This window comes from Streptomyces sp. NPDC007901, assembly GCF_042959465.1.
In the GTDB taxonomy this organism is placed as follows: Bacteria; Actinomycetota; Actinomycetes; order Streptomycetales; family Streptomycetaceae; genus Streptomyces.
Genome location: NZ_JBIBKW010000013.1, coordinates 191,964 through 215,005 on the forward strand (window position 1 = coordinate 191,964; position 23,042 = coordinate 215,005).

The following is a 23,042-nucleotide window of genomic DNA, read 5'->3' on the forward strand; positions in this document are numbered from 1 at the left end:
GGCCGGCCCGTTACTGGGTCGCCTTCTCCCCGGTCGGGCCGACCGCGAACCACTTGCCGTCCACGCCCTGGCCGTTGAGGTCACCGGGCCTGCTGTCGCCCGAGAAGCGGTAGACGGGCCATCCGCCGACGGTGATCTGCACCTGGCCGTCCGGGCGGCGGATCGCTCCGACCTGCTTGGGGTTCACGCCCGCCAGATAGACGTTGCCGCCCTCCTGGATGGTCACGGGCGGCCACTTCGCCGCGCAGGCGCCGGTGCAGTTCGACTGCGACGGGGCGGCGGTGTCGTCGTCGAAGCGGTACAGCGCCGCCTGGTTGATGTTGATGAGGTGCGCCGCGGACAGGTTGGCCGAGGTCACCGCGGACAACTGCACCCACTTGGGCGGCACTTCCTGCACCGCCGCTCCGACCACCGTGCCGCCGTTGCCGCTGAGTCCGGCGTCCTGCGCGGTGGAGTCGACCACCTGCAGCGCCGAGTTGCCCGCACCCGAGGCGGACTGGGTGGCCGACGGGGAGGCCGCCGCGGCGGACGAGGTGGCCGGGGGCGAACTGTCGCCGATGGAGATCGTCTTGCCGCAGGCCGTCAGGCTCGCCGCGCCGCACAGGGCGAGAACGGAGGCGACGACGGCACGACGCGCGGCACCGCCGCGCAGCGGCGGCCGGGTGAAGAGCGAGGTCATGCCTGCGACACGAGACAGACCCCCGGAAGGGTTCACCGCCGGGCGGGAGCCGTGCTGGAGCCGTGCGGACGCCCGCCGGGGTGAACGTTTTCCGCCGTCGACGTCGTGTTCCCGGCAGAGACGAATCCTCACCGCACAGGAACGGGGGCCCGCAGTGGCGTCGGACGTCAACATCCCCGGGAGTGAGCTCAAGGAAGCCCAGGACATGCTGGGCTTCGTGCACGACTTCATCGACATCGGACACCACACGTTCGACTTCGATGCCGCGTTCGGGCCCGAGCTCTCCCACGGCTCCGCACAGAACTTCGAGAACAAGTGGGAGGACGGCAAGCACCAGCTGCAGAAGCAGGTGCAGGGCATCAAGGACGCCATCGGCACCATCCTGGACTCCTTCGAGAAGACCGACCAGGACGCGGTGTCGAACCTCGACGACGGCAGCGGCCGGTGAACTCCCCCGGCGCATCCCCGACTTGTCCAACACTTCCCCCGAAGGCGACGGCTGACCGATGAGCACCGCACAACGATTTCTGCTGGACATCCCGGACCAGTGGCAGCAGGTGGACCTGAGCGGCGAGGAACTGGCCAGGACCCGCGCCCAGGCGCTCGCCTCGACCGAGGACCCGCGGGAGAAGGCACGGATCAACGACATGTTCCGGCAGGGCCGGGAGGTGACCCGGGCGGCCCGCCGGTACGGGGCGCTGCTGGCCGCGGGCACGGCGACGATGTACACCGAGGGCCTCTTCATGGCCTACGGCATGGTCTTCGCCGTGAACACGCCCGAGGGCGAGGAGCTCACACTGCCCGTGCTGTCCGCCCGGCTCGGGGTCTCCTCGGCGACCGGCGTGGCGCCCAGGGACCGGGTCATCGCCTCGGCCCGCGTGCCGCACGTGGGCACGGTGGCCCGGGTGACCGGCACCGAGGTGACCCGGCTGACCGGGGACATCGACGTCAAGCTGCTGACGATGCACACGATGATGCCGGTGCCGGGCAGTGCCGAGGACTTCCTCGTGGTCACCCTCGCCAGCCCCAACCTGCCGTTGAAGAGCGAGGTGTACGACCTCTTCGACGCCATCACCAGCACGTTCCGCTTCGTCACGGACGACGGTGTCCAGGTCCCTGCGGACGGCGACGGGACCGACGGCGTCGCCGCCTGACCCCGCCGCACGAAAGCCCGAAGGGCGGCCGGGCCCCCACGGTCCGGCCGCCCTTCTCCGCTCCCCGGGTCCGGCCGCCGTGCCGGACCCGGGGGCGGGCGGGAGGCGCACCCCGACGGGGGCGGGGTGCGCCTCCCCGTCTCACAGGCCCCGTCTCAGAAGCCCTGCCTCAGAAGCCGTGTCTCACCGGCCCGCTTCGCCGGTTTCCAGGGTTTCGAGGAGCGGCACCTGGACCGCCCGCAGGGTGCCGTCGCCCAGGTGCGGCAGGCCCCGGCCGGGCTGCGGGGCCTGCCCGACGACGCCCCGGCTCAGCTTCACGCCGATGACCTCGCCGTCGCTCAGCCCCTGCGGGGAGAGCAGCATGCCGGTGCGGTTGCGCTTCACCTGTCCCATCCAGCCGGCCAGGCTGAGCGACAGCGACTCGGCGTTGCCGGCCGCGAGGACGCCCCAGCCGGTTCCGGCGCCGCCCCGGGCGAGCAGCGCGAGGTCGGGGTCGATCTCGGATCCCATGAACAGTTCGGCGTCGTCCACGACGATCACCCCGTTCTCCTCGGGCACCTTGCCCAGCGCCAGCCGGAACTCCTGCGCGGGCACCTCGGCGTCGGTGATGACGACGGCCACGCCGGGCCGTCCCCGCAGCTGCCGCAGCGGTGAGCGGCGGGGCGCGAGCACGATGAGGCCGGTCCCGGCGGCAAGGAGCGACTCGGCGGCACCGAGCAGCGCGGTGCTGCGGCCGGTGCGCGGCGGACCGGCGACCACGAAGGTCGGTACGTCCGCCAGGTCGGGGCCGAGCGAGGTGAGGGTGTCCCCGCCGACGGCGACCAGCGGCCGCATCGGCCCGCCGTGGGTGTGCAGGGCGAGCGCGTCGGCGTACGCGATCCGGTCGGGGAGGACGTCGAGTCGGATCGGACGCCGGGCGGCGGGCACCGCGGACTCGCGTTCGGTCAGTTCCTGTCCCAGCGTGACCAGGATCTCGGCCTGCGCGCTGCCGGCGAGGTCCTCGCCGAGCACCGCGATCTGGGCCTCGCTGAGGTCCTGGGTGCGAATGCCGCGACCCGGCGCCGGGTCGGTGGGCGCGGACTTGGAGGGGATGCCGACGCTGGAGTAGTCCTGGCGGTCGTTGAGCCTGAGGACGATCTTGTCCTCGGTGGTGCCGGAGAACCGGCTGCTGCCGAGCACCCGGTCGCCGGCGAGGACCACATGGATGCCGACGCCCGCTCCGTCGCGCAGCAGCCGGATCATGCGTTCCATGTAGCTGCCGTTGTCGTACGCGGTGAACTCGCGCTCGAAGACCTCGAAGCGGTCGACCATCAGCACGATGTGGGCGAGCCGTTCCTCGGCGGGCTGGGCCCGGCGCAGTTCGGTCAGGTCGGCCGTGCCGCGTGCGCCCAGGATGCTCTGGCGGGCGGTGAGTTCGGCGCCGAGGCGGTCCAGGAGGCGGCCGAGACGTTCGATCTGGTTGCGATCGACGACGGCGCCGCAGTGCGGCATCGCGGTCAGGGCGTTGAGCGCGCCGTTGCCGCAGTCGATGCCGTACAGGTGGACGTCGTCTGCGCCGTGGGCCTGGCCCAGGGCGGCGGCCAGGGTGCGCAGGGTCTGGGAGCGGCCGCTGCGCGGCGAGCCGACGATGTGCAGATGACCGGCCCGGTCGAGGTCGAGGACCAGGGGGACCCGGGTCTGCTGTGCGGGCAGGTCGACCAGTCCGTACTCGACGGCGGGCAGGGCCGCTTCCCGCTCGGCGGCGGGCTTGGGCGCGGGCGGCGGGGTCCACGGCAGCAGGTCGGGCAGCGGCGGCAGCCAGGGGCTGGGCCGGCGAGGGACGTCGGCGAGCCGGGCCGCCTGGGCGACGGCTCCCGCGAGCACCGCGAGGTCGGTGACGGCCTCGGTCCGCGCCCCGCCCGAGCCGCCCCGGGAGCGGGCGGCCGGCAGCGGCCCGCCGAGGTTCTGCCAGGTCACGGATTCGGCGCGGACGGCCACCTCGGTGCCCTCGGCGGCCTGACCGCCGGGGCGGCGGCCGCCGACGCGGCCCGCCTGGAACGGCAGCAGGGCCGAGGGCCCGAGCCGGGCGTAGGCGCGGCCGGGGTTGGCCGGGGAGATGTCCCCGGAGTCGGGGGCGTCGATGATGTCGCGGCTCTCGCTGGTGTCGGTGGTGCGCAGCGCGATCCGCAGGTTGGTGTTGGCGCGGATGTCCGGGGTGACCGCGCCGCCGGGCCGCTGGGTGGCCAGCACCAGGTGGATGCCGAGCGAGCGGCCGCGCTGGGCGATGTTGACCAACCCGGAGATGAACTCGGGCAGTTCGCGCGCCATGGACGCGAACTCGTCGATGACCAGCAGCAGTCGGGGCAGCGGGGGCAACACGTTGCCGCCGCGGGCGCGCTTGTCGAGGTAGTCCTCGATGTCCTTGGCGCCGGCCTGCGCCAACTGGGTCTCGCGGCGGCGCAGTTCGGCGCCGAGGGAGACCAGCGCCCGCTCCACGAGCCGGGTGTCGAGGTCGGTGACCAGGCCGACGGTGTGCGGCAGGTCGGCGCATTCGGCGAACGCGCTGCCGCCCTTGTAGTCGACGAGCACGAACGTCATCTCGTCGGGCCGGTTCACCACGGCCAGGGTGGCGACGAGGGTCTGCAGCAGCTCGGACTTGCCGGCGCCGGTGGTGCCGGCGATGAGGGCGTGCGGACCGTCGCGGACCAGGTCGACGGCGAACTCACCGTCGTAGCCGACTCCGAGCAGCGCCCGGGTGCTGCGGCCGCCGAGCGACCAGCCGGCCACCACGGCCTCGGCGGTGGGCGGTTCGATGTGCAGCAGGTCCAGCAGGCGTACGGAGCCGGGCAGCGCGCTCTCGTCGCTGTCGCCGACGCCGCGCAGCGGAGCCAGGGCGCGGGCGAAGTGCTCGTACCAGTCGGCCTCCGGTGAGTCGCTGCGCACGTTCTCCAGGGCGGCGCCGGAGCCGGTGCGCACCCGGGAGGTGGCGGCGCCCGGTTCGGTGACGACGACGGCGCCGCACTCCTCGGGCAGCAGCCGCTCCTCGCGGTCGATGCAGAGAGTGTGGACGCCGACGGAGGGGCCGTCCCGCAGGAGGGCGATGACGCCAGGCAGCGAGCGGGCCCGGCGGGCCTGTTCCAGGACGACCAGGATGTCGGGGTAGCCGTTCGCCCCGCCGCGGGTGACGTCGGGTCCGGCGGCCATGCGGGCGGCGACGAGCTGCCCGAGTTCGCCGATGCGCCGGGCCAGGGACTCGGCGGTGCTGCCGATGAGCGCGTAGGCGTCCTCGCCCTGGGCCTGGCTGTGGGGCAGCCAGCGGGTCCAGGACCAGTCGCGTTCGCCGTCGGGCCCGGCGAGGACGACGATCCGCAGGTCGGTGGGGCTGTGCAGGGCGGCGGCCTGGGCGGCCAGCCAGCCGGCGAGCCGGGTGGCACCCGGTCCGGCGACGCCCGCGACGCCGGCCCGGCGCAGCGCCACGGAGACCGGAACCTGGTTCAGCCAGGGCACGGTGCTGCGCCGGTGCTCGTCCTGCTCCGGGTCGTCGACGCCGACCGACGAGGGCAGGTCGGTGGTGCCGACACGCATCGAGAGGAAGTCGGGGTCCTGCCAACGGCGTTCCCACAGGCGCTCCGAGGGCTGGACCGCCATCTGGAGGAGCGTCGCCGGATCGGGCAGCGACAGCCGCAGGTTGTGCTGTTCCTCCAGCACGGCCGCGTCGATGTCCGCGCGGACCCGGGCCAGCGTCTTGTCGTACTCCTCCTTCTTCTCCAGGTACTTGAGCATCGCCTGCTTGCGGCCGCCGAACTGGGTGACCAGGGCGGCGATCGGGGAGAGCAGGGCGATGAAGACGAAGGACCAGCGGTGGGTGACGAAGATGGCGATCGCGGCACTGCCCGCGGGCAGCAGCAGGATCGGCAGCAGCGGGATGGGCCGCTTGTCGGGCTTGACCGGCGGGGCGGGCAGCCGGAACTTGGCGCCCGCGGCGGGCGGCAGGAACCTCGGCGGCCGGTTGAACTCCAGGCCGAGACCGTCCTGGGCCGGGGTCAGCGGGGCGCGGGCCGTCGGGCGTGAGGTCAGCTCCAGCAGGATGTCGCCGACGGCCAGCTGGCTGCCCTCCCGCCACGGGGCGGGCCCCTGAGCGGGCTTGCCGTCGACCAACGCGCCGTTCGCCATGAGGAGTTCGGCGCCGCCGTCGAGGCGGACCCGGACCCGGGCCGCGAGCGGCGGGGCGCCGTCGGCGAGCCGGATCCGGCACAGGGGGCCGCTGCCGATGTCGTAGTCGCCGGGGACGAGCCGGAAGACGGTTCCGGCGCCGGGGCCCGACACCAGCCGGACCTCGGTGCGGCCCTCGGGCTCGGGCTCCCTCGGCAGAGGGGCGCCGAGCCCGAGGTCCATGCCGTCCCGCACCCCGGCACCCTGGAGGGTGGTGTGCGGGTCGACGGGGGTCGCGCCGATGTAGAGGGGCGGCTCCCCCGCGGTCGCCCCGGCATACCCGACGGCCCGTGCCAGCTCGGCCGCGAACCTGCCCGTCTGCGCGGACGGTTCGGTTTCCACGGCGACGGTGGCGGACACCCCCTCGACCTCAGGGTCACGCACGCTGACGGTCAATCGCACTGCTCATCGTCCTTCTCGTGTGGAGGTGGGTGCGGCACCGCCCGCCGTGGCGGCGGCCGGGCCGGTGGGTCAGGACAGGTTGGAGCCGAGCTGGCTGTCGGTCTGGTCGAAGGCCTCGCCGACGGACTTCACGTACTGGCCGATCCCCTGGAGCCCCTGGTTGACCTGGTCGAAGCCCTTGGCGAACTCGTCGAAGAACGGCGAGAACTTCTGCTGGGCGGCCGGCGTGCTGTAGCCGTCGGCGAGGAGGTTGGAGATCTTGCCCTTGACCTCGTTGAGCTTGTCCTGGAGCTGGGAGAAGTCGGTGAGCAGGGCCTGCGAAGTGGAGGCGGTGGTGTCCGAGTTGACGCTGTAGTTGGGCATGACGGAACTCCTTGCTGGTCGGTTGGTGCGGTCCGCCCCTCGGGGGACGGAGGTCTGGGTGCGCGCGCCGGGCGGACCGCTAGCGGTCCGGGCTGTCGACGGGGCTCGTCGGCGCCGTGACGAACCCGTCGCTCGACGGGGACGACGGTTCGCTGCCGGAGTTCGACTGCGCGTCGGAGGTGCTGATCGGCGGGGCGACCGGCCGCCCCGCAGAGCCGCCGCCGTCGGGGGTGGTGGGAGAGGGCGGCAGCGGAACGCTCGCCGGATCCGAGGGCGGCGGCGGGGTCGACGGCCGGAAACCCGTCGGCGACGGCGGGACCGGTACGTTCGCGGGGTCCACAGGTGCCGGGGTCGACGGCCGGGAACCCGTCGGCGACGGCGGAATCGGTACGCTGGCCGGATCGACCGGGGGCGGGGTCGTCGGGCGCGGGCCGGTCGACGCGTCCGCCGGGTTCGGTGTGGTGGCCGGCGGGGCCCCGGCGGGGGTGTGCGCCGGGCCGGTCGAGGGCCTGGGGCTGCCCTTGATGGGGATCCGGTCGGCGATGCCGTCGATCGAGCGGCCGAGGCCGGCCTTTCCGACCGGGCCCGCGCCGAGCTTCGGGGCGGAGTTGGCTATCTCGCCGGCCGCGACCTCGTTGGGGTCGCCGCCCTGGGCGACGCCCACACCGATCTTGGTGCCGAGGGTGGCACCCTCTTCGACGAAGCCGCCGACCTGGTCCGCGGCCCGCTTGCCCACGGTGTCCCCGGCCGCCGGTGCCGTGGTGTCGCCGAACCGGCCGCCCTTGCCCTCCTCGACCGGCGGGTTGCCGCGGCCCTTCCCGATCCTGCCGATGCCGCCCTTGAAGGCGGCTCCGGCCACCGCTCCGGCCGCGGCCCCCGCGAATACGCCCGCGGCGGTGATCTGGTCGTGGTTGGCCGCCTTGGCGCCCGCCTCCAGCGCCGAGTTCTTCAGGAAGTTGCCGCTGATCTCCGCGCCCACCTTGCCGACGGGGTTGGCGAGGACACCGCTCACGATCTTGCTGTCGGTGAAGGACTCCCCGATCTTGGTGATCGAGGCGGTGCTCTTGGCGATGAAGCCGGAGTTCTTCACCGCGGCCACCGCGGCCGGAGCGATCGCCTCGACCGCCCTGCCGCCGAGCTTGAGCAGGGAGCCGCCGGGGACGATCCCGAGCAGGCCGACGACGAAGTCACCGGCCTTGATCCCCCCGGTCTGACTGGCTATCACTTGGTTGAAGAGGAACAACGCCCCGCCCAGCAGCGCCCCGACCACCGGGAAGAACACCGCCACGACGGCGACCAGGGCGGCCAGCAGGATCTGGACGAACGGGAAGTCCTTGAAGAAGTCGGCGATCTTCTGGAAGATGTTCCGCTCCGGAATCGCCTCCTGCGCGGCCCGGTCCAGCACGTCGGCGCACTGGCGCTGCGCGCTCTCCCGCATCGACTTCGCCTGTTCGGCCAGGCTCTTGGCCGCGTTCAGCTCTGACTTGCCCGCGTCGATGGCGTCCTGGGTCCTGCGTGCCTCGGACTTCTCCTGGTCCGTCGGGTTCGCGCCGAGTTCCTTGGGCGTCTGGTTCGCCTGCGGTGCGGCGGACCGCGCCTGGTCCACGGCCCGGTCGAAGGTGTCCTGGGCCTCGCGCAGCCGCGGCATGTAGTCGCTGTAGGCCTGGGCCGCGTCGTGGTACGAGGTCATGGTCTTGGTCAGCTTGTCGGGGAGATCGTCGCCGATCTTCTCCTTCAGCTGGTCCATCGCCGAACCACGGCCCTGCGCGATCGTGCCGTCCTTCTTCAGGACGTTCAGGGCCTTCTCCGCGGCGTCCCCGATGTCCCGGTACCGCCGCATCACGCCCTGGATCAGGTCGGGGTCGCCGGGTGTCGGGTCCGAGTCCATGCCGACGAGCTGGAAGTCCTCGGGACTCGCGTGCCGACGTGCCATTGGGGTCCCCCGGTCCGGTGCCTGTGAGTGCGGTTCGCCAGGTACACGGGGTCGGTGTCACGAAGGGTTCAAACCGGGTTCGGGCAGAAAAGCACCCCGCGCCGGATCCGGGGTGCGCTTCGAACTCTTTCACCGGGCGGCTCCGTGTACTCGGTGCAACGGAACCAGAGAGGGCATGGGTGGACAGGATGAGCAGCAGCACGGACCACGGGTCCGGGCCCGGGCCGGCGATCCCCGCGGTACGCACACTCCTGCGCGCCCTGGTGGCGCTGCTGGCGGCGTGCCTCGTGGCGCTGGGCGGTGCCGCCGCCGCGCACGCGGCCCCCGACGACGATCTGATCAAGGTGTTCGTGGTCCCGGACCCGGCGCAGACGGGCGGACAGCTCGTCACCCTGCAGTCGATCGCCGGCGCCACGCTGGGCGACGCCTCGCGGTCCGGTGAGATCTTCGACCTCAACCGCGGTCAGGCGCAGAAGGACGGCGGGGCCCTGAACAGCCCGGACGACCAGCTGCACCCCGGCTGGATCCTGAGGCTGCCGCAGGACGCCTCGGGACCCGACGTGCAACTGGCCCGGGACACCGGGACCCAGGGCGGCGCCACCTCCGCTCCCCCGGCGTCCGGGCAGCAGACGTCCACGACGTTCACCTTTCCGCTGGCCGCCGCCGTCGCGGTGCTCGGCACGATCCTGCTGGCGCTGATCACCGCCGGCATCGTCGGCAGGCGCAGGGTGCGCATCGCGTATGCCGCCGTCCGGCGCGCCGTGCGACGGCTCGGCGAACCGATGCGGCGCAGGCGCCGGCTGACGCAGCGCCAGGCGACGGGCCGCCGGTTCGCCACCGACGCGGATTCGGTACGACGGGCCTACGGCACCCTCGGCGAGTTCGCGCCCACCCGGCAGCAGCCGGAACGGCCGGTGCACGCGCTGCGCGTGGACGGCACGGGGGTCACGGTGTGGCTGACGGCCGCCGACACGGCCGACACCCCGTGGACGAACCTCGACGGCACCCGCTGGCGCCGCCCCGCCGCCGCCACCGGCTGGCTGACCCGCGGCGAGGACGCCGGGGCGACGTCCCAGGCCTCGATCGGCGCGGCCTGCCTGGTGCGGGCGGGCACGGACGCCGACGGCCAGCCGGTGTTCGTGGACCTCAGCCGGCTGGACGGTGTGCTCAGCGTGAGCGGGGACCGGGGGGTGGCCCGGGACGTCGTACAGAACCTGCTGGCCGAGATCGCGCGGACCCGGCCGGACACTCCGGTCACCGTGCTGCGCGGGACGGACGGCGCCCTGCCGGTCGCGGTGCCGACGGGGCTGCGGCAGCTGCCCCGGGTCGACGCCCCGGCCCCGGCGGCGCCCGCCGAGGGGCGGGGGACGGTGCGCGCCGGTGCGTCGCGCAGGCCGGTGCGGGGGCTGGTCGTGGTGGCCGGGACACCGGACGGGCCGGCGGCGGCCGAGCTGGCCGCCCTGTGCGGACCGGGCGGTGCGGGCTGGACCGGGCTGGTCTGCGGCGAGGCGGACGGCGCGCACTGGCGCTGGCACACCGACGCCGACGGCCATGTCGACATCCCGGTGCTGGATGTCCGGCTCACCGTTCCGGCGTGAGGTCCGGCGTGAGGTTGTGACCGGCCTTGGCGCGCAGGGTGTTGAGGGCGTAGTGCCGGCGGGACTTGACGGTCCCGGCCGGTATGCCGAGGAAGGCCGCCGTCTCCTGTGCGGTCCGGCCGCACAGGTAGGTGTGCAGCAGGACCTCCCGGTGCTCGGGGGACAGCTGCCGCAGCAGGTCCCGCGCCTCGATCGAGGCCAGCACGGCACCGGAGTGGTCGGGCAGCGGCACGTCCCGGTCGTCGGCGCCGAGGGTCTCGTGCCGGGTGGCGGCGCTGCGCATCCGGTCGACGACGAGGTTGCGGGTGACCTTGAGGAGCCAGCCGCGCACCGATCCCTCCGTGCTGTAGAGGCGTTCCGCGTGCGGCCAGGCACGGATGAGGGTCTCCTGGACGATGTCCTCCGCCGTGTGACGGTCGTTCAGGAGCTTCTCCGCGTAGGCGAGCAGGGCCTTCGCGTGGTCGGTCATCATCGTGTGCAGCAACTGGTCGCGCTGCGCGGCCGACGCGGGGCGCGCGTGCGTGGTCGTGGTCATCTTCGAGTTCCTGACGGGAATGCCGTACGCACCTCCCGCTCCGGTCGGAGCGGAACGGGGAGCGTAGGCAGGGCCCGCTTCCGGAACTCTGACGGTTTACTGACGGACCGCCGGATCCGCCGTTCCGAGTTCGTTCAGTCGCGCGCGGAGGTCCGCGGCCTCCGGATGGTCGATCTCGTCGAGGATGCCGAGTGCCTCGCGCCAGGCGAGCGCGGCCCGGGCGTCGTCGTGTGCCGCGCGGTGGGTGTCGCCGATGTGCACCAGGGTGTCGGCCTCCAGGTAGCGGTCGCGGCTCTCCCGGTACAGCAGCAGGGCCTGTTCGTAGCATTCGAGCGCCCGGGCGTGTGCGTGCAGATGGTGATGGGCGTAGCCGAGGCTGTCCCAGGCGGAGGCCGCGCCGTTGCGGTCGCCGGACACCTGGTGGGCCGCGAGCGCCCGGGCGCACTCCTTGAGGGCGTCCTCGTAGGCGCCGGTCAGGATGTGCGTCCAGCCCACCTCGTTGGCGACGTACGCCTCGCCGCTGTGCCAGCCGACGGCACGGTAGAGGGTGCTCGCGTCGGCGTAGTGGCGGAGGGCCTCCGCGTGCCATCCGCGCCGGTTGGCCAGGTAGGCGAAGTGGCGGTGGACCCGGCCCTGACCCATGGCGTCACCGGTCTCGCCGAACAGTTCGAGGGCGCGGGCGAGGTGGGCGTCGGCCTCGTCCCACCGGTCCAGGCGGCCGTTGGCGAAACCCAGCGCCTTGTGCCCGTGTGCCTGGCCGCGGATGTCGCCCAGCCGCTGGGCGGCGCCCAGGGCCGTGGCCTGCGCGGAGAGTTGCTCCTGCCAGCGGCCCGCGCGGTCCAGGTACAGGTCCAGGGTCGCGGCCATCTGCCAGCTGAACTCACCGCTGCCGTCCCGCGCGTCCTGCTCGATCGCGGCGAGCACGACGGACCGGTTCGTCTCCAGCCAGCCGTTCGCCGCCGCCCGGTCGGGCAGGCGTGGGACGGTCACCCCGGTCAAGTGCGGCCGCAGCCGGAGGCGTTCCCGGGTGGGGGCGATGACGGTGTCGGCCGCGTGCACGGTGTGCAGGTAGTGGCCGAGCAGGCGGCGCCGGGCCGCGTCCAGGTCCTGCGTGCCGTCCTGGGCCCGGCCCAGTTCGCCGGCGTAGGCGCGGAGCAGTTCGTGGCAGCCGTAGCGGCCGGGCACGGGCTCGGTGAGCAGATGGGCGCGGACCAACTCGGCGAGCAGCGGCCGTACCTGGCCGACCCGCTGCCCGGCCAGACTGGCGACGGCGGCCACCGAGCAGTCGGGGCCCGGGTGCAGGGCCAGCAGCCGGAAGACGCGGGCGGCGGCGGGCGTGAGCAGTTGGTACGACCAGGAGAACGCGCTGCGTGCGTCCGCGACGGGCGCTTCCCCGGTGAACGCGTCGAGGCTGTCCTCGCTGTCGCGGAGTTCCTCGGCGACGGACGCGAGCGGGAACGTCGGGTTGACGACCGCGCGGGCGCCGACCACGGCCAGTGCCAGCGGGAGACGGCCGCACAGGGCGATGATCTCCGCGACGGCGTCGGGTTCACGGGCGACGCGTTCGGCGCCGAGCCGGCGGGACAGGAACGCGTGCGCGTCCGCGTCGCTGAGCACGTCCAGGCTCAGGAAGTGCGCGCCCTCGCCGGCCACCAGGCCGTAGAGCTGGTTGCGGCTGGTGACGACGACCATGCAGCCGGGCGCGCCGGGCAGCAGGGGGCGGACGTGCTCGGTGTCCCGGGCGTTGTCGAGGACGATGAGGACGCGCCGGTCGGCGAGGAGGCTGCGGTACAGCGCGGCCTGCGCGTCCAGGCCCGCGGGGAGGCGTTGCGCGGGGACGCCGAACGCGTCGAGGAAGGACCGTATCGCCTCCGCCGCGCTCATGAGGGAGCCGGTGGGGTGGAAGCCGCGGAGATTGACGTAAAGCTGCCCGTCGGGGAAACGGTCGGCGACGCTGTGCGCCCAGTGCACGGCCAGGGTGGTCTTGCCGACGCCTGCCATGCCGCCGATGGCGCTGATCACGACCGTCGACGGCTGTTCGTCGCCGGTGGGCAACAGGTCCCGGACGCGGGCGAGTTCGCTGCGCCGGCCGGTGAAGGCGGCCAGGTCCACGGGCAGTTGGGCGGGGCGCACGGTGACGGCGACGGCCGGCGGTGCCGGCACGGCCTCGGCCTGCCCGTCCGGGCCCTCGGCCTGCCCGTCCGGGCCCTCGTCCTGCCCGTCCGCGCCCTCGGCGGGCCCGGCCGGCTCGGCGGCCGCGGACCGGGTGGCGGTACGGCCGAGGACCCGCTGGTGGGCGGCCTGCAGTTCGGGGCCAGGCTGGACGCCCAGCTCGTCGGCGAGCCGGGTGCGTACGGTCCGGTGGACGTCCAGTGCCTCGGCCTGGTGCCCGGTGGCCGCGAGCACCAGGATGAGCCTGGCCTGGAGTCCTTCGTCCAGCGGGTGCTGGGCCGCGGCCTGCCTCAGGGTCACCAGGACCCGTGCGCCCAGGCCGCCGCCGGTCTCCAGGGCGAGTTCGGCGGCCTCCTTGACGGCGGCCAGGTGCTCGTCGTCGAGCGCGGTGAAGGAGGGGTGGGAGCGCACCTCGGCCGATATCCCGGAGGCCGCGGGCCCGCGCCACAGCGCCAGCGCCTCCATCAACAGCTCGGTGGCGGCGGCCGGTTGCCCGTCCCGCGCCGCCTGGTCGGCCTGGCGCCGCAGGGCCCGGAAGCGGAGCAGGTCGAGGGAGTCGGCGTCGACGTCGAGGCGGTATCCGCCCGAGCCGCGCACCAGCCACCGGGACTCGCCCCTGGCCGGGAGGTCGGGTTCGAGCAGCCGGCGCAGCGCGCCGATGTGCCGCTGGACGACGTTCACGGCGGTGTCCGGCGGGTCCTGTCCCCAGATCGCGTCGACTATCTCGTGGACGGCCACCGGATGCCCCGCCGCGGTCAGCAGCAGCGCGAGCAGCGCGCGCTCCTTGGGCGGTCCCAGCACCAGTTCCGTGTCGCCGCGCCAGGCCCGGACGGGTCCGAGCACGGCGAATCGTGTACGCAAGGAATCCCCTGTACCGACGGTGGCGACATGAACGGCCGCCGCGTACGGTCTTCGGGGCCGCGCGGCTTCGCACGAGCATAAAGTCCGTACGGACCGGCCGACGCGCGGTTGCGCCGCCACGGAGCGTCGCACGCACCGAACCGGCCACGCGGCGCGCTCATCCGACCGACGAAGTCCCCGCGGTCCGGGTCCCGGTGCCCGGACACCAGCTGGGTCCGGGCACCTGTGCCCGTCCCGGCCAGACGGCGACCCGGCCTCCGTCGACCGGCAGGGTCGCTCCGTGGATGTAGCTGGACCGGCCGGTGGCGAGGAACATGATGGCCTCGGCGATCTCCTCGGCCGTGCCCGGGCGTCCGGCCGGTGTGGTCTCCCCCAGCTGGTTCGGGGCGTCTCCCAGGGCGGCGGTGCCCTCGGTGTACGTCGGACCGGGGCTGACCGCGTTGACCCGGACGCCCTTCGGCCCGTACTCGGCGGCCCAGGCCTTCGTCAGCAGCTTCACCGCGGCCTTGCTCGCCCCGTACAGGCCGAAGCCGGGATCGCCGTAGGCGGCGACCATCGTCGACACGTTGACGGTCGCGCCGGAGCCGCGCTCGGCCATCTCCGGCGCCAGCTCGGCGACCAGGAAGTACGGTGCCTTGACGTTCAGCGAGAAGACGGCGTCGAAGTCCCGCTCGGTGGTGTCCTCGGTGGGACCGAACGGATGGATGCCCGCGTTGTTGACGAGGGTGTCGACCTTCCCGGCCGGTTCACGGGCGTGTGCGGCCGGCTCCCGGGCCGAGGCCTCGTCGCTCAGCTCGGCCGGAGATCACGACGTGCGCGCCCTGACCGGCCAGGGCGAGGGCGGTGGCCCGGCCGATGCCACTGGTGCCGCCGGTCACCAGCGCCGACGCCCCCGCCGGTTCCGGCGTCGCCTTTGCGGATGTCATGGTTCGCTCCCGCGGCTCTCGTCCGACTGGTGCCCCCTACCAGCGAACGCCGTCCGCGGCTCGTTCGCACCCGCTGAGCGGACGACTGAGCGGACGACCACGGAATGACACCGACAGCCCACTACGGACCGCACGTAATGCCGTGGGTGCCCATGAGGCGGAGCCTGGTGTCGACGGCGTGAGCCCGTACACGGTCCGTAGAGGACGGATGACCAGCCTGCTCTCAGAGGTTCTGGAGGCCCACGGCGGCCTCGGCCGGTGGCGACGGTTCACGACGGTCACCGCCACCCTCGTCAGCGACGGCGAGCTCTTCGCGGCCAAGGGCCTGCCCCGGGACCTCCGGCCGCGCCGGATGACCGTCGACCTGCACGAGGAGCACGCCTCGGTGCGCCCCTTCGGGGCTCCCGACCAGCACACGGACTTCACCCCCGGCCGCATCGCGATCGAACGCGCGGACGCCACCGTCGTGGCCGAACGCCTCGATCCGAGAGCAGCGTTCGCGGGGCACACCCTGGAGACCCCCTGGGATCCGCTGGACCGTGCCTATTTCAACGGTTACGCCCTGTGGACGTACCTCACCACACCGTTCTTCATGACCATGGACGGGATGGTCGTGGCGGAGACCGAACCCTGGCACGAGTCGCCGACCGAATGCTGGCGGGGTCTGCGGGTCACCTTCCCGGCGTGCATCGCGAGCCACAGCACCGTCCAGGACTTCTACTTCGGCGACGACCGGCTGCTGCGACGCCACGACTACCACGTGGACATCGCCGGGGGCTTCGCGGCCGCGCAGTACGTCGACGGCATCGAGGAAGCGGACGGGATCAGGTTCCCGACCAGGCGCCGCGCCTACCTCCGGCAGCCCGACGGACGCCCCGACCACGACCACGTGATGGTCAGCATCGACCTCGGCGACGTCCACTACGCCTGACCGCGGCGTGCAGGACTTCCACCCCGACCGCGCGTGACTCCCCCGGCATCAGGATGTGCACCATGGCCAGACACAGCACCCTCGGAGTACTCGGCGCCGGCGAGGTGGGCCGGGCGATCGCCGCACAGGCCGTCCGGCACGGCCATGAGGTCGTCATCGGCAACCGGCGGGGGCCGGGGACCCTCCGGGGCCTGGTGGGCGAGCTGGGGGCGACGGCCCGCGCGGGAACGGCCGAGCAGGCGGCGGAGGCGGACATCGTGTTCCTCGCGGTGCCGTTCTTCGCCGTCCCGGACCTGACCGATCTCACCGCCTGGGCCGGGGAGATCGTCGTCGACACGACGAACCAGTTCGCCGCGGCCGATCCCTGGCGTGGCCGGTACGACGTCGGTGACCTCACGGGCAGCGAGTGGGTCGCCCGGCGCCTTCCCGGCGCCCGGATCGTGAAGGCGCTCAACACGCTGTTCGCGCCGTTCATCGCCGCGGACCCCCGGCACACGGAAGGCCGCCAGGTGGCCTTCTACGCGGGTGACGACGCCGACGCGAAGACGGTCGTGGCCGGGCTGCTGGAGGCGTTCGGGTTCGCCGCCCTGGACCTCGGCGGTCTGCGCGAGGGCGGGCGGCTGATGCAGCTGGACGGGCCGCTCAGCGCGAAGCACCTGTTGCTGCAGGACGTCGGCTGACGCGTCGGCCGGTACCGTCCACGACCACGACCGTCGCGCATTCACGGTGCGAACCTGAAGGAACCCGCAGCGAGAGGAATCCGCATGAGGATCGCGATCCTGGACGACTACCAGAGCGTGGCGCTCGGCCTGGCCGACTGGGACTCGCTCCACGCCGAGGTGGACGTCTTCACCGACCCCTTCGAGAACGAAGGGGAGGTCGTGGCGGCGCTCGCCGAGTACGACGTCGTGGTGGCGATGCGGGAGCGGACGCCGTTCCCGTCCTCGACCCTGAGCGCATTGCCCCGTCTGAAGCTGCTGGTCACCACCGGGCCGGTCAACGCGGCGATCGACCTGGACGCCGCACGCCGTGCGGACGTCACCGTCTGCGGCACCGGGTATTTCTCCTACCCGACGGTCGAACTCACCTGGGGACTGATCCTTTCCGCGGCCCGGCTGATCCCGCAGCAGGTGGACTCCGTCCGCCGGGGCGGCTGGCAGCAGGGCCTGGGGACGAGTCTGCGGGGCGCGACGCTGGGCGTGCTGGGCCTCGGCCGGCTGGGGACGGCGGTGGCGGACATCGGGCGTGCCTTCGGCATGCGGACCATCGCCTGGAGCCAGAATCTGACGCCCGCGGACGCGGCGGCGAAAGGAGCGGAACACGTGGCGCGGGACGAGTTGTTCAGGCGCTCCGACGTGCTGAGCATTCACGTCGTGCTCAGCGGCCGCACTCGGGGTCTGGTCGGCCGGCACGAACTGGACCTCATGAAATCGACGGCGATCCTGGTGAACACCTCGCGTGGCCCCGTGGTGGACGAGGCGGCCCTGATCACGGCACTCACCGAACAGCGGATCGCCTCCGCGGCGCTGGACGTCTTCGACCGTGAACCGCTGCCCGCCGATCACCCCCTGCGTTCTCTGCCGAACACCGTGGTCACCCCGCACATCGGATATGTGAGCCGGGATCTGTACGAGGTGTTCTACCGGGACGCGGTCGAGGACATCGCCGCGTGGAGCGCCGGAACACCGGTCAGAACCCTTTCCTGACCCTCCGGGAATGCCGACGTCGCACAGGCCCCTGTCGGTGGCTCAGGACGGCAGCGTCCAGCTCTGGTTGGCGGCTCCGGAGCAGGTCCAGATCTGCAGCCGGGTGCCGTTGGCCGAACTGGGGCCGGTGGCGTCGAGGCACTTGCCCGACTGCGGGTTGACCAGGGAGCCGTTCGAGCCCGCCTGCCAGACCTGCGAGCCGGAACCGTTGCAGTCGTACAGCTGGACCTTGGTTCCGTTGGCGGTGCCGGCCGCGGTGACGTCCATGCACTTGCCGAGCGCGGTGAGCGTGCCGGTGCTGGAGACCGTCCAGTTCTGCGCGGCGGTGCCGTTGCAGTCGTAGAGCTGCACCGCGGTGCCGTTGGCGGTGGCCGCGCCAGCGATGTCCACGCACTTGCCGCCGTAGCCGTGGATCGGGCCGGTGGTGGTCGTGGGCGGGGTGACCGGGCCGGACTGGCCGGACGCCCACTTGATCTCCTGCAGCAGGAGCTGGTTCTGCTGGGCGCTCGCGAACGTGGACGACAGGGTGGTGTTGGTCGCGTAGTCCATCGCGTTGTGGCCGAAGTTGTTGTAGACCATCTTGTAGTTGCGGTTGGACCAGACGATCGGGTAGTAGCCGCTGTACCAGGTCTGGTTGGGGTCGGTGCCGATCGGGAAGGTCGACGGGGCCATCGAGGCGAGGATGTCGATGGCCGGGTTCTGCCGGAGGTCGTTCTGCCAGCTGTACCACTCGCTGACCGAGGACGTGATGGTGGACGGGAGGTTCGCGGTCGCCGGGTGCGAGGGGTCGTCGATCTGCAGCGTCTCCTGCGTCGGCCCCCAGGTGTTGCTCTTGAAGGTGCCGGTGCCGAGGAACGTGTTGTGGTACCAGGGCCAGTCACTGGTGTCGTCGTTGTACGCCGACACGTGGAAGCCGATGAAACCGCCGCCGCCCGCCATGTACGTCTGGAAGGCCGCCTGCTGGGAGGCGGTGTGCGGGTAGTTGTCGAGGAACATGACGACCTGGTAGTCGGCGAGGGTCGCGGCGTTGAGCCGGCTCCAGTCCGTGGTCGCCGTGTAGGTGAAGCCGTTGGCCGCGCCGGCCTGCGGGAACCAGGTGTTCGCCTCGTGGTCGAAGCTGATGTGCGCCGCGTCGTAGGTGCCGTCGTAGAAGGCGATCACGTTGACGGTGGTGGCGGCGCGGGCGTTGTGTACGGGTCCCGCCTGGACGCCCAGCACCACGGCGACCAGGGCGAACAGTCTCAGCAGGGTGCGGGGCCAGGACATGTGCGAGTGGGGGGTGATCATGCGAGGACCTTCCTCGGGCGTGACCGCAGATTGACATGTGCACGTGTTCTGCATTGAAGGCCCCGGTTCACGTACATGTCAATGGTTCAGACCAACAGTCGACGCCCGCCCCTCGACGCCTACTTGAGGCCGCTCAGCATCACGCCCCGGATGTAGTACTTCTGCAGCAGCAGGAAGAGCACCAGCACCGGCAGGATGCTCAGGACCAGCCCGGCCATGACGATCGGCAGCGTGCGGGTCGGGTCGACGTAGTCCTGCAGGAGCTGGATGCCGACGGGCAGGGTCATCACGTCCGGGTTGGCGGTCGAGACGAGCAGCGCCCAGATGTACTCGTTCCAGGCGTCGACGAAGGTCAGCAGACCGAGGGTGACCAGGACCGGCTTGGTCTGCGGAAGGACGATCCGCCACCACACGGTGAACTCGCCGGCGCCGTCGATGCGCGCCGCCTCCAGGACCTCGTCCGGGATCGACACCATGAACTGCCGCATCAGGAAGATCCCGAAGCTGCTGACGAGGAACGGCATGGCGAGCGCCACGATGCTGACGGTCAGCCCCGCGCCGCCGCGCCCGAGCAGGTCGTTGCCGCCCGCCAGCGGCCAGTGCACCAGGATCAGGAAGTGCGGGATGAAGAAGAGGAACGGCGGGAACATCATCGTCGACAGGACGAGCCGGAAGACCAGGTCCCGGCCCGGGAAGCGGAGTTTGGCGAGCGCGTAGCCGGCCAGCGACGAGGTGAACAGCACCGACCCGGTGATCAGGCCCGTGGCGACGACGCTGTTGCGGAAGAGCACCGGGAGATCGAGCTGGTGGATCGCCGCCCGGTAGTTGGACAGGTCGAACACCTCGGGCAGGAACCGGTAGGGCAGTGTGCCGGCCTCGCCCGGTCCCTTGAAGGACGTCATCAGCATGTCGGCGAACGGCACCACGGTGAGCACCGCGCCGGTGACGACCAGCAGATACGACAGCCACGGGAAACGGCGGCGCATCACGCGTCCTCCCCCTTGCGCCGGAACAACCACAACTGGACCAGGGTGACCGCGAGGACCACCGTGAACAGCACGAAGGCGGCGGCGCTGGCGGTACCCCAGTCGCCGTAGGAGAAGGCCTGCCGGTACATCTCGAGGGCGGCCACGTTCGTCGCGTCCCCAGGGCCGCCCTTGGTCATCACGATGATCAGCGCGAACGACTGGAGTCCGGTGAGGAACTGGGTGACGCACACGAACAGCAGGGACGGCCGCAGCAGCGGCAGGGTGATCCGCCAGAAGACGGTGACGGGTCCGGCGCCGTCGAGCGCGGCGGCCTCGTAGTACGAGTCGGGGATGGATTTCAGCCCGGCGGTCAGCACGAGGATGGCCGAGCCGACGGAGGCCCAGGCCTGGACGACGACCACCGAGGGCAGCGCGGTGTCCGGGTCCTGGAGGAAGGCCATCGAGCCGAGGCCGACGGCGTTGAGGACGCCGTTGACGAGGCCGCCCGGCTCGTACATGTACTTCCAGACGTTGCCGACGGCGACGACGGTCGTGACGATCGGCAGGAAGTACAGGGTGCGCCACAGCCCCTGGAACCGCAGCTTGTCGATGCAGGTGGCGACGAGCACCGAGCCCGCGAGCGCGAGCGCCACGGTGCCCAGCGCGAACAGCAGCGTGTTGGTGAGGATCGGCGTCAGGAACGTCGATCCGTCCGCGAAGAGCGCGGCGAAGTTGTCCAGGCCGGCCGGATCGATGTCGCCGAGGTCGAAGCCCGCCCAGTGGGACGTCGACAGCAGCAGCGCGAAGCCGAGCGGCAGGAGCAGGAAGACGGCGTAGAACAGCAGGGTCGGCGCCAGGAAGAGGTAGGCGACGACGGCCTGGCGGCGCCGGTGCCGGTCGCGGGCGCGGAGTCCGACGGCGGGCTCGTCGCACGTCGGCCGTTCGGTCGTCTCCGGTGCCAGGGTGGCGTTCACCATGATCGCGACACCTCCTGGTCGACCTGGCGGCGGGTGGTGCGCAGGGCCTCGTCGACCGTCTGCTGACCGGTCCACAGGGCCTCGATGTTCTTGCGCAGCAGGGACTTGGCCTGCTGGGCGCCGGGCACGTTCGGCTCGGGCACGGCGTACGCCAGCGCGTCCAGGAACGGGTGCAGGTTCGGGTCGCCGCCCGCGCCGAGGAGGGTCCGCATGTCGTCGGCGCGCCCGGTCAGCGAGCCCACCGACACCTGCAGGGCGCTCATCCGGGTCGCGCCGCTCACCTTCTCGGCATTGAGCCAGCGCAGGAACTCCCAGGCCTCCTGCGGATGTTCGCTGGCGGCGTTGACCCCGAGCATGAAGCCGGTGGAGAGCGTGGCCCGCTCGCCGTCCGCCTCCGGGAGGGGCACGGGGGCGACACCCACGTCCCGGTAGTCCTTGCCCATCAGGCCCTTCAGGTTCGCGGTCCACCAGCCGGCGCTGATCACCATGGCCACCTGCCCCGACGCGAACGCCTTGTAGACGTTGACACCGGGAGCGCTCGCGCCTTGCGCGACGAGCCGGTGCTCCAGATCGAACACAGCCCTCCCGGCCGGTGAGTCGATGGCGGTGCTCCGGCCGTCCGCGGAGACGAACCGCCCGCCGGCGGCGTTGAGCAGCGCGAGGGTCTGGCCGACGGTGGTCGAGTCGTCGAAGTCCGACAGCCCGAACCCCTGCACGAGCGTGTTGCCGTACCGGTCCCGCCGTGCGGTCCGGTAGGCGGCGTCCTCCAGCTCCCGCCAGGTGCGCGGCGGGCCCTGGACACCGGCCTCGCGCAGCAGCCGCCTGTTGTAGTAGAGGGCGTAGGTCTGCATCTCGGTGGGATAGCCGTAGACCTCGCCCGCCACGGAGGCGGCGCCGGCCGCGGCCTCGCCGTAACCGCGTCTGATCTCCGTCGCGTGCTCGGGCGGCGCGGGCCGCAGGACACCGGCCCGCGCGAGCTGGCCGTTCCACAGGCAGTACGGGTGCAGGATGTCGGTGCCCTGGCCCGCCGCCTGCCGAACCATGATGGTGGTCAGCAGGTCGGTGAACTCGACGGCCTTGGTCGCCACCTTGACCCGGTCGTGCGTGGCGTTCCACTCGTCCACCGGGCCCTGGAGAGCCTTCTTGAGCTCCCCGCTCGCGTAGTGGGAGAGCAAGGTGAGGACGATCGGATCACCGGGCCGCCCGGTGCCCTGATGCGGCGCGGCACAGCCGGCGGCGAGCAGCGCTGAGGGCAGCGCGAGCGCGAAGTGACGACGGGTCAGGCGACTGCGGCCGGTGCGCGGTGCCGGCTGTGGGTCGTCCGGTCCGTCGGGGAGGTGTGGCGGTGTCATCGGGCGGCGTCCTCCCGGCGCAGCACGCGGAACACCCGGGTCGTGGTGAAGCCGGTCTTGCGGTAGAGGTGGCCGGCCGGGGACTGGGCGCCGGTCCACAGGAACCACGCGGAGTGCGCCCGCAGGGCCCGCATCCGCTCCAGGACCAGGTGGAGGAGGACTTCGCCGAGTCCGGTGCCGCGCATCTCCTCCAGCACCCCGATCGGTCCGAACCGCTCGTCCACCGAGTCGAACGCGCCGTGCATCGCCCAGCCCACCATGCGGCCCCCGGGATCCCGGGCGACGACGATCCGGTCGAGCGGGGTGCCCGTCGTCAGGCACGCCCGGATCGTGCACGCCCAGTCCGGTCCGAAGCGACTCCCGGCGAGCGCGAGCAGATCCACCAGGTCGTCGTCGGCCGGGGTGGTGAACCGGAAGCCGCGCGCCGTCAGTTCGCGGATCCGGCGCACGATCTCGTCCGGAAGGCGGTAGCCGACCAGGACCCGGTCCATCGCCGCCGCCTCGTACAGCGTGCGGAACCCCAGGGAGTCGAGGAGTCCGGCCGCCTCCGGATAGGCCTCGGCGTCCAGGCCGGGAAAGACGTAGTTCGGGGTGTACGAGGAGAAGTCCACCCGGATACGGCCGTGGCCGTGCAGCCAGTCGAGGGCTTCGGTGAGCAGCCGGCGGCCGAGGCCGCGCCCGCGGGCGGCCGGGTCGACGAAGAAGAACGGGATCCAGCCCTGCTCCGGCTCCAGGTCGGTGCCGGCCATCGGGGTCAGCCGGCGTACGGCGTAGGCGGCGCCGACGACCTGGTCGCCGTCGACGGCGACCCTGAGCCCCTCCGGATCGAAGTTCGGGTCGAGCAGCACCAGCGAGCGGAAGCGGTCCGGGGTGATGGGGTCGGCGGGCGCGCTCCGGCGCCATGCCTCCAGCAGCCGCGGGCCGTCGCCCGCGCGAAAGCCCCGGATCCCGGCCCCGGCCCGGGTCGTCGTCGTGGTTTCGGTCATCGACGGGTGGTCCTTCCGAGC

The 23,042-nt window shown here is 72.5% G+C and carries 17 protein-coding genes and 1 pseudogene; 6 read left to right on the plus strand and 12 right to left on the minus strand.

The features are described from left to right. Positions 1 to 10 precede the first annotated feature (10 nt). Positions 11 to 679, minus strand: a complete 669-nt coding sequence (locus tag ACFZDK_RS35670) for a hypothetical protein (RefSeq protein WP_390978449.1) — start codon at positions 677 to 679, stop codon at positions 11 to 13. A gap of 154 nt (positions 680 to 833) precedes the next feature. Here ACFZDK_RS35670 and ACFZDK_RS35675 point away from each other — a divergent pair, with 154 nt between their 5' ends. Both ACFZDK_RS35675 and ACFZDK_RS35680 read left to right on the plus strand, forming a co-directional pair. Then, positions 834 to 1,127 carry a hypothetical protein gene (locus ACFZDK_RS35675; protein ID WP_355725621.1) on the plus strand — a complete coding sequence of 98 codons (294 nt, stop codon included), beginning with the start codon at positions 834 to 836 and terminating at the stop codon, positions 1,125 to 1,127. Positions 1,128 to 1,185: 58 nt separating this feature from the next. Continuing rightward, on the plus strand, positions 1,186 to 1,833 hold the full coding sequence (locus tag ACFZDK_RS35680) for a hypothetical protein (RefSeq protein WP_390978451.1): 648 nt from the start codon (positions 1,186 to 1,188) through the stop codon (positions 1,831 to 1,833). 183 nt (positions 1,834 to 2,016) lie between these two features. Here the strand turns inward: ACFZDK_RS35680 and ACFZDK_RS35685 are convergent, their stop codons facing one another. The 3 genes from ACFZDK_RS35685 to ACFZDK_RS35695 all read right to left on the minus strand — a co-directional run bounded on the left by ACFZDK_RS35685 (position 2,017) and on the right by ACFZDK_RS35695 (position 8,722). Further along, positions 2,017 to 6,408 carry an FtsK/SpoIIIE domain-containing protein gene (locus ACFZDK_RS35685; RefSeq protein ID WP_390978453.1) on the minus strand — a complete coding sequence of 1,464 codons (4,392 nt, stop codon included), beginning with the start codon at positions 6,406 to 6,408 and terminating at the stop codon, positions 2,017 to 2,019. Between the two features lie 87 nt (positions 6,409 to 6,495). Beyond that, positions 6,496 to 6,789, minus strand: coding sequence for a TIGR04197 family type VII secretion effector (locus tag ACFZDK_RS35690; protein ID WP_390978455.1), 294 nt, complete (start codon positions 6,787 to 6,789; stop codon positions 6,496 to 6,498). Positions 6,790 to 6,868: 79 nt separating this feature from the next. Next, positions 6,869 to 8,722, minus strand: a complete 1,854-nt coding sequence (locus tag ACFZDK_RS35695; RefSeq protein WP_390978457.1) for a putative T7SS-secreted protein — start codon at positions 8,720 to 8,722, stop codon at positions 6,869 to 6,871. 188 nt (positions 8,723 to 8,910) lie between these two features. Here ACFZDK_RS35695 and ACFZDK_RS35700 point away from each other — a divergent pair, with 188 nt between their 5' ends. Continuing rightward, on the plus strand, positions 8,911 to 10,320 hold the full coding sequence (locus ACFZDK_RS35700; RefSeq protein WP_390978459.1) for a hypothetical protein: 1,410 nt from the start codon (positions 8,911 to 8,913) through the stop codon (positions 10,318 to 10,320). Here ACFZDK_RS35700 and ACFZDK_RS35705 read toward each other — a convergent pair. The 3 genes and pseudogenes from ACFZDK_RS35705 to ACFZDK_RS35715 all read right to left on the minus strand — a co-directional run bounded on the left by ACFZDK_RS35705 (position 10,304) and on the right by ACFZDK_RS35715 (position 14,814). Next, entirely contained in the window at positions 10,304 to 10,855 is a 552-nt protein-coding gene (locus ACFZDK_RS35705) for a sigma-70 family RNA polymerase sigma factor (protein WP_390978461.1), read from the minus strand. The genes ACFZDK_RS35700 and ACFZDK_RS35705 overlap by 17 nt on opposite strands. Positions 10,856 to 10,951: 96 nt before the next feature. Then, complete coding sequence (locus ACFZDK_RS35710) at positions 10,952 to 13,888, minus strand: BTAD domain-containing putative transcriptional regulator (RefSeq protein WP_390978463.1); 2,937 nt, start codon at positions 13,886 to 13,888, stop codon at positions 10,952 to 10,954. A gap of 157 nt (positions 13,889 to 14,045) precedes the next feature. Continuing rightward, positions 14,046 to 14,814: pseudogene (locus tag ACFZDK_RS35715) on the minus strand (SDR family NAD(P)-dependent oxidoreductase). A gap of 208 nt (positions 14,815 to 15,022) precedes the next feature. Between ACFZDK_RS35715 and ACFZDK_RS35720 the strand changes: the two are divergent. From ACFZDK_RS35720 to ACFZDK_RS35730, 3 genes are all read left to right on the plus strand, one after another. After that, positions 15,023 to 15,745 carry a hypothetical protein gene (locus ACFZDK_RS35720; RefSeq protein ID WP_390978465.1) on the plus strand — a complete coding sequence of 241 codons (723 nt, stop codon included), beginning with the start codon at positions 15,023 to 15,025 and terminating at the stop codon, positions 15,743 to 15,745. Between the two features lie 62 nt (positions 15,746 to 15,807). Next, entirely contained in the window at positions 15,808 to 16,425 is a 618-nt protein-coding gene (locus tag ACFZDK_RS35725) for an NAD(P)-binding domain-containing protein (RefSeq protein WP_390978467.1), read from the plus strand. Between the two features lie 84 nt (positions 16,426 to 16,509). Next, on the plus strand, positions 16,510 to 17,451 hold the full coding sequence (locus tag ACFZDK_RS35730) for an NAD(P)-dependent oxidoreductase (RefSeq protein ID WP_390978469.1): 942 nt from the start codon (positions 16,510 to 16,512) through the stop codon (positions 17,449 to 17,451). A gap of 42 nt (positions 17,452 to 17,493) precedes the next feature. Here ACFZDK_RS35730 and ACFZDK_RS35735 read toward each other — a convergent pair whose 3' ends face one another. The 5 genes from ACFZDK_RS35735 to ACFZDK_RS35755 all read right to left on the minus strand — a co-directional run bounded on the left by ACFZDK_RS35735 (position 17,494) and on the right by ACFZDK_RS35755 (position 23,021). Next, positions 17,494 to 18,738, minus strand: a complete 1,245-nt coding sequence (locus ACFZDK_RS35735; RefSeq protein WP_390978471.1) for a ThuA domain-containing protein — start codon at positions 18,736 to 18,738, stop codon at positions 17,494 to 17,496. Between the two features lie 119 nt (positions 18,739 to 18,857). Continuing rightward, positions 18,858 to 19,724: an ABC transporter permease subunit gene (locus ACFZDK_RS35740; protein ID WP_390978473.1), complete on the minus strand. Its 867-nt coding sequence runs from the start codon at positions 19,722 to 19,724 to the stop codon at positions 18,858 to 18,860. Next, the gene (locus tag ACFZDK_RS35745; RefSeq protein ID WP_390978475.1) at positions 19,724 to 20,683 is read right to left on the minus strand and encodes an ABC transporter permease subunit; all 960 of its coding nucleotides are present in this window, start codon (positions 20,681 to 20,683) and stop codon (positions 19,724 to 19,726) included. Before ACFZDK_RS35745 ends, ACFZDK_RS35740 begins: the two co-directional genes overlap by 1 nt. Next, positions 20,677 to 22,035, minus strand: coding sequence for an extracellular solute-binding protein (locus tag ACFZDK_RS35750; protein ID WP_390978477.1), 1,359 nt, complete (start codon positions 22,033 to 22,035; stop codon positions 20,677 to 20,679). The genes ACFZDK_RS35745 and ACFZDK_RS35750 overlap by 7 nt, the downstream gene beginning before the upstream one ends. Continuing rightward, positions 22,032 to 23,021: a GNAT family N-acetyltransferase gene (locus ACFZDK_RS35755; RefSeq protein ID WP_390978479.1), complete on the minus strand. Its 990-nt coding sequence runs from the start codon at positions 23,019 to 23,021 to the stop codon at positions 22,032 to 22,034. Before ACFZDK_RS35755 ends, ACFZDK_RS35750 begins: the two co-directional genes overlap by 4 nt. Positions 23,022 to 23,042: the final 21 nt, after the last annotated feature.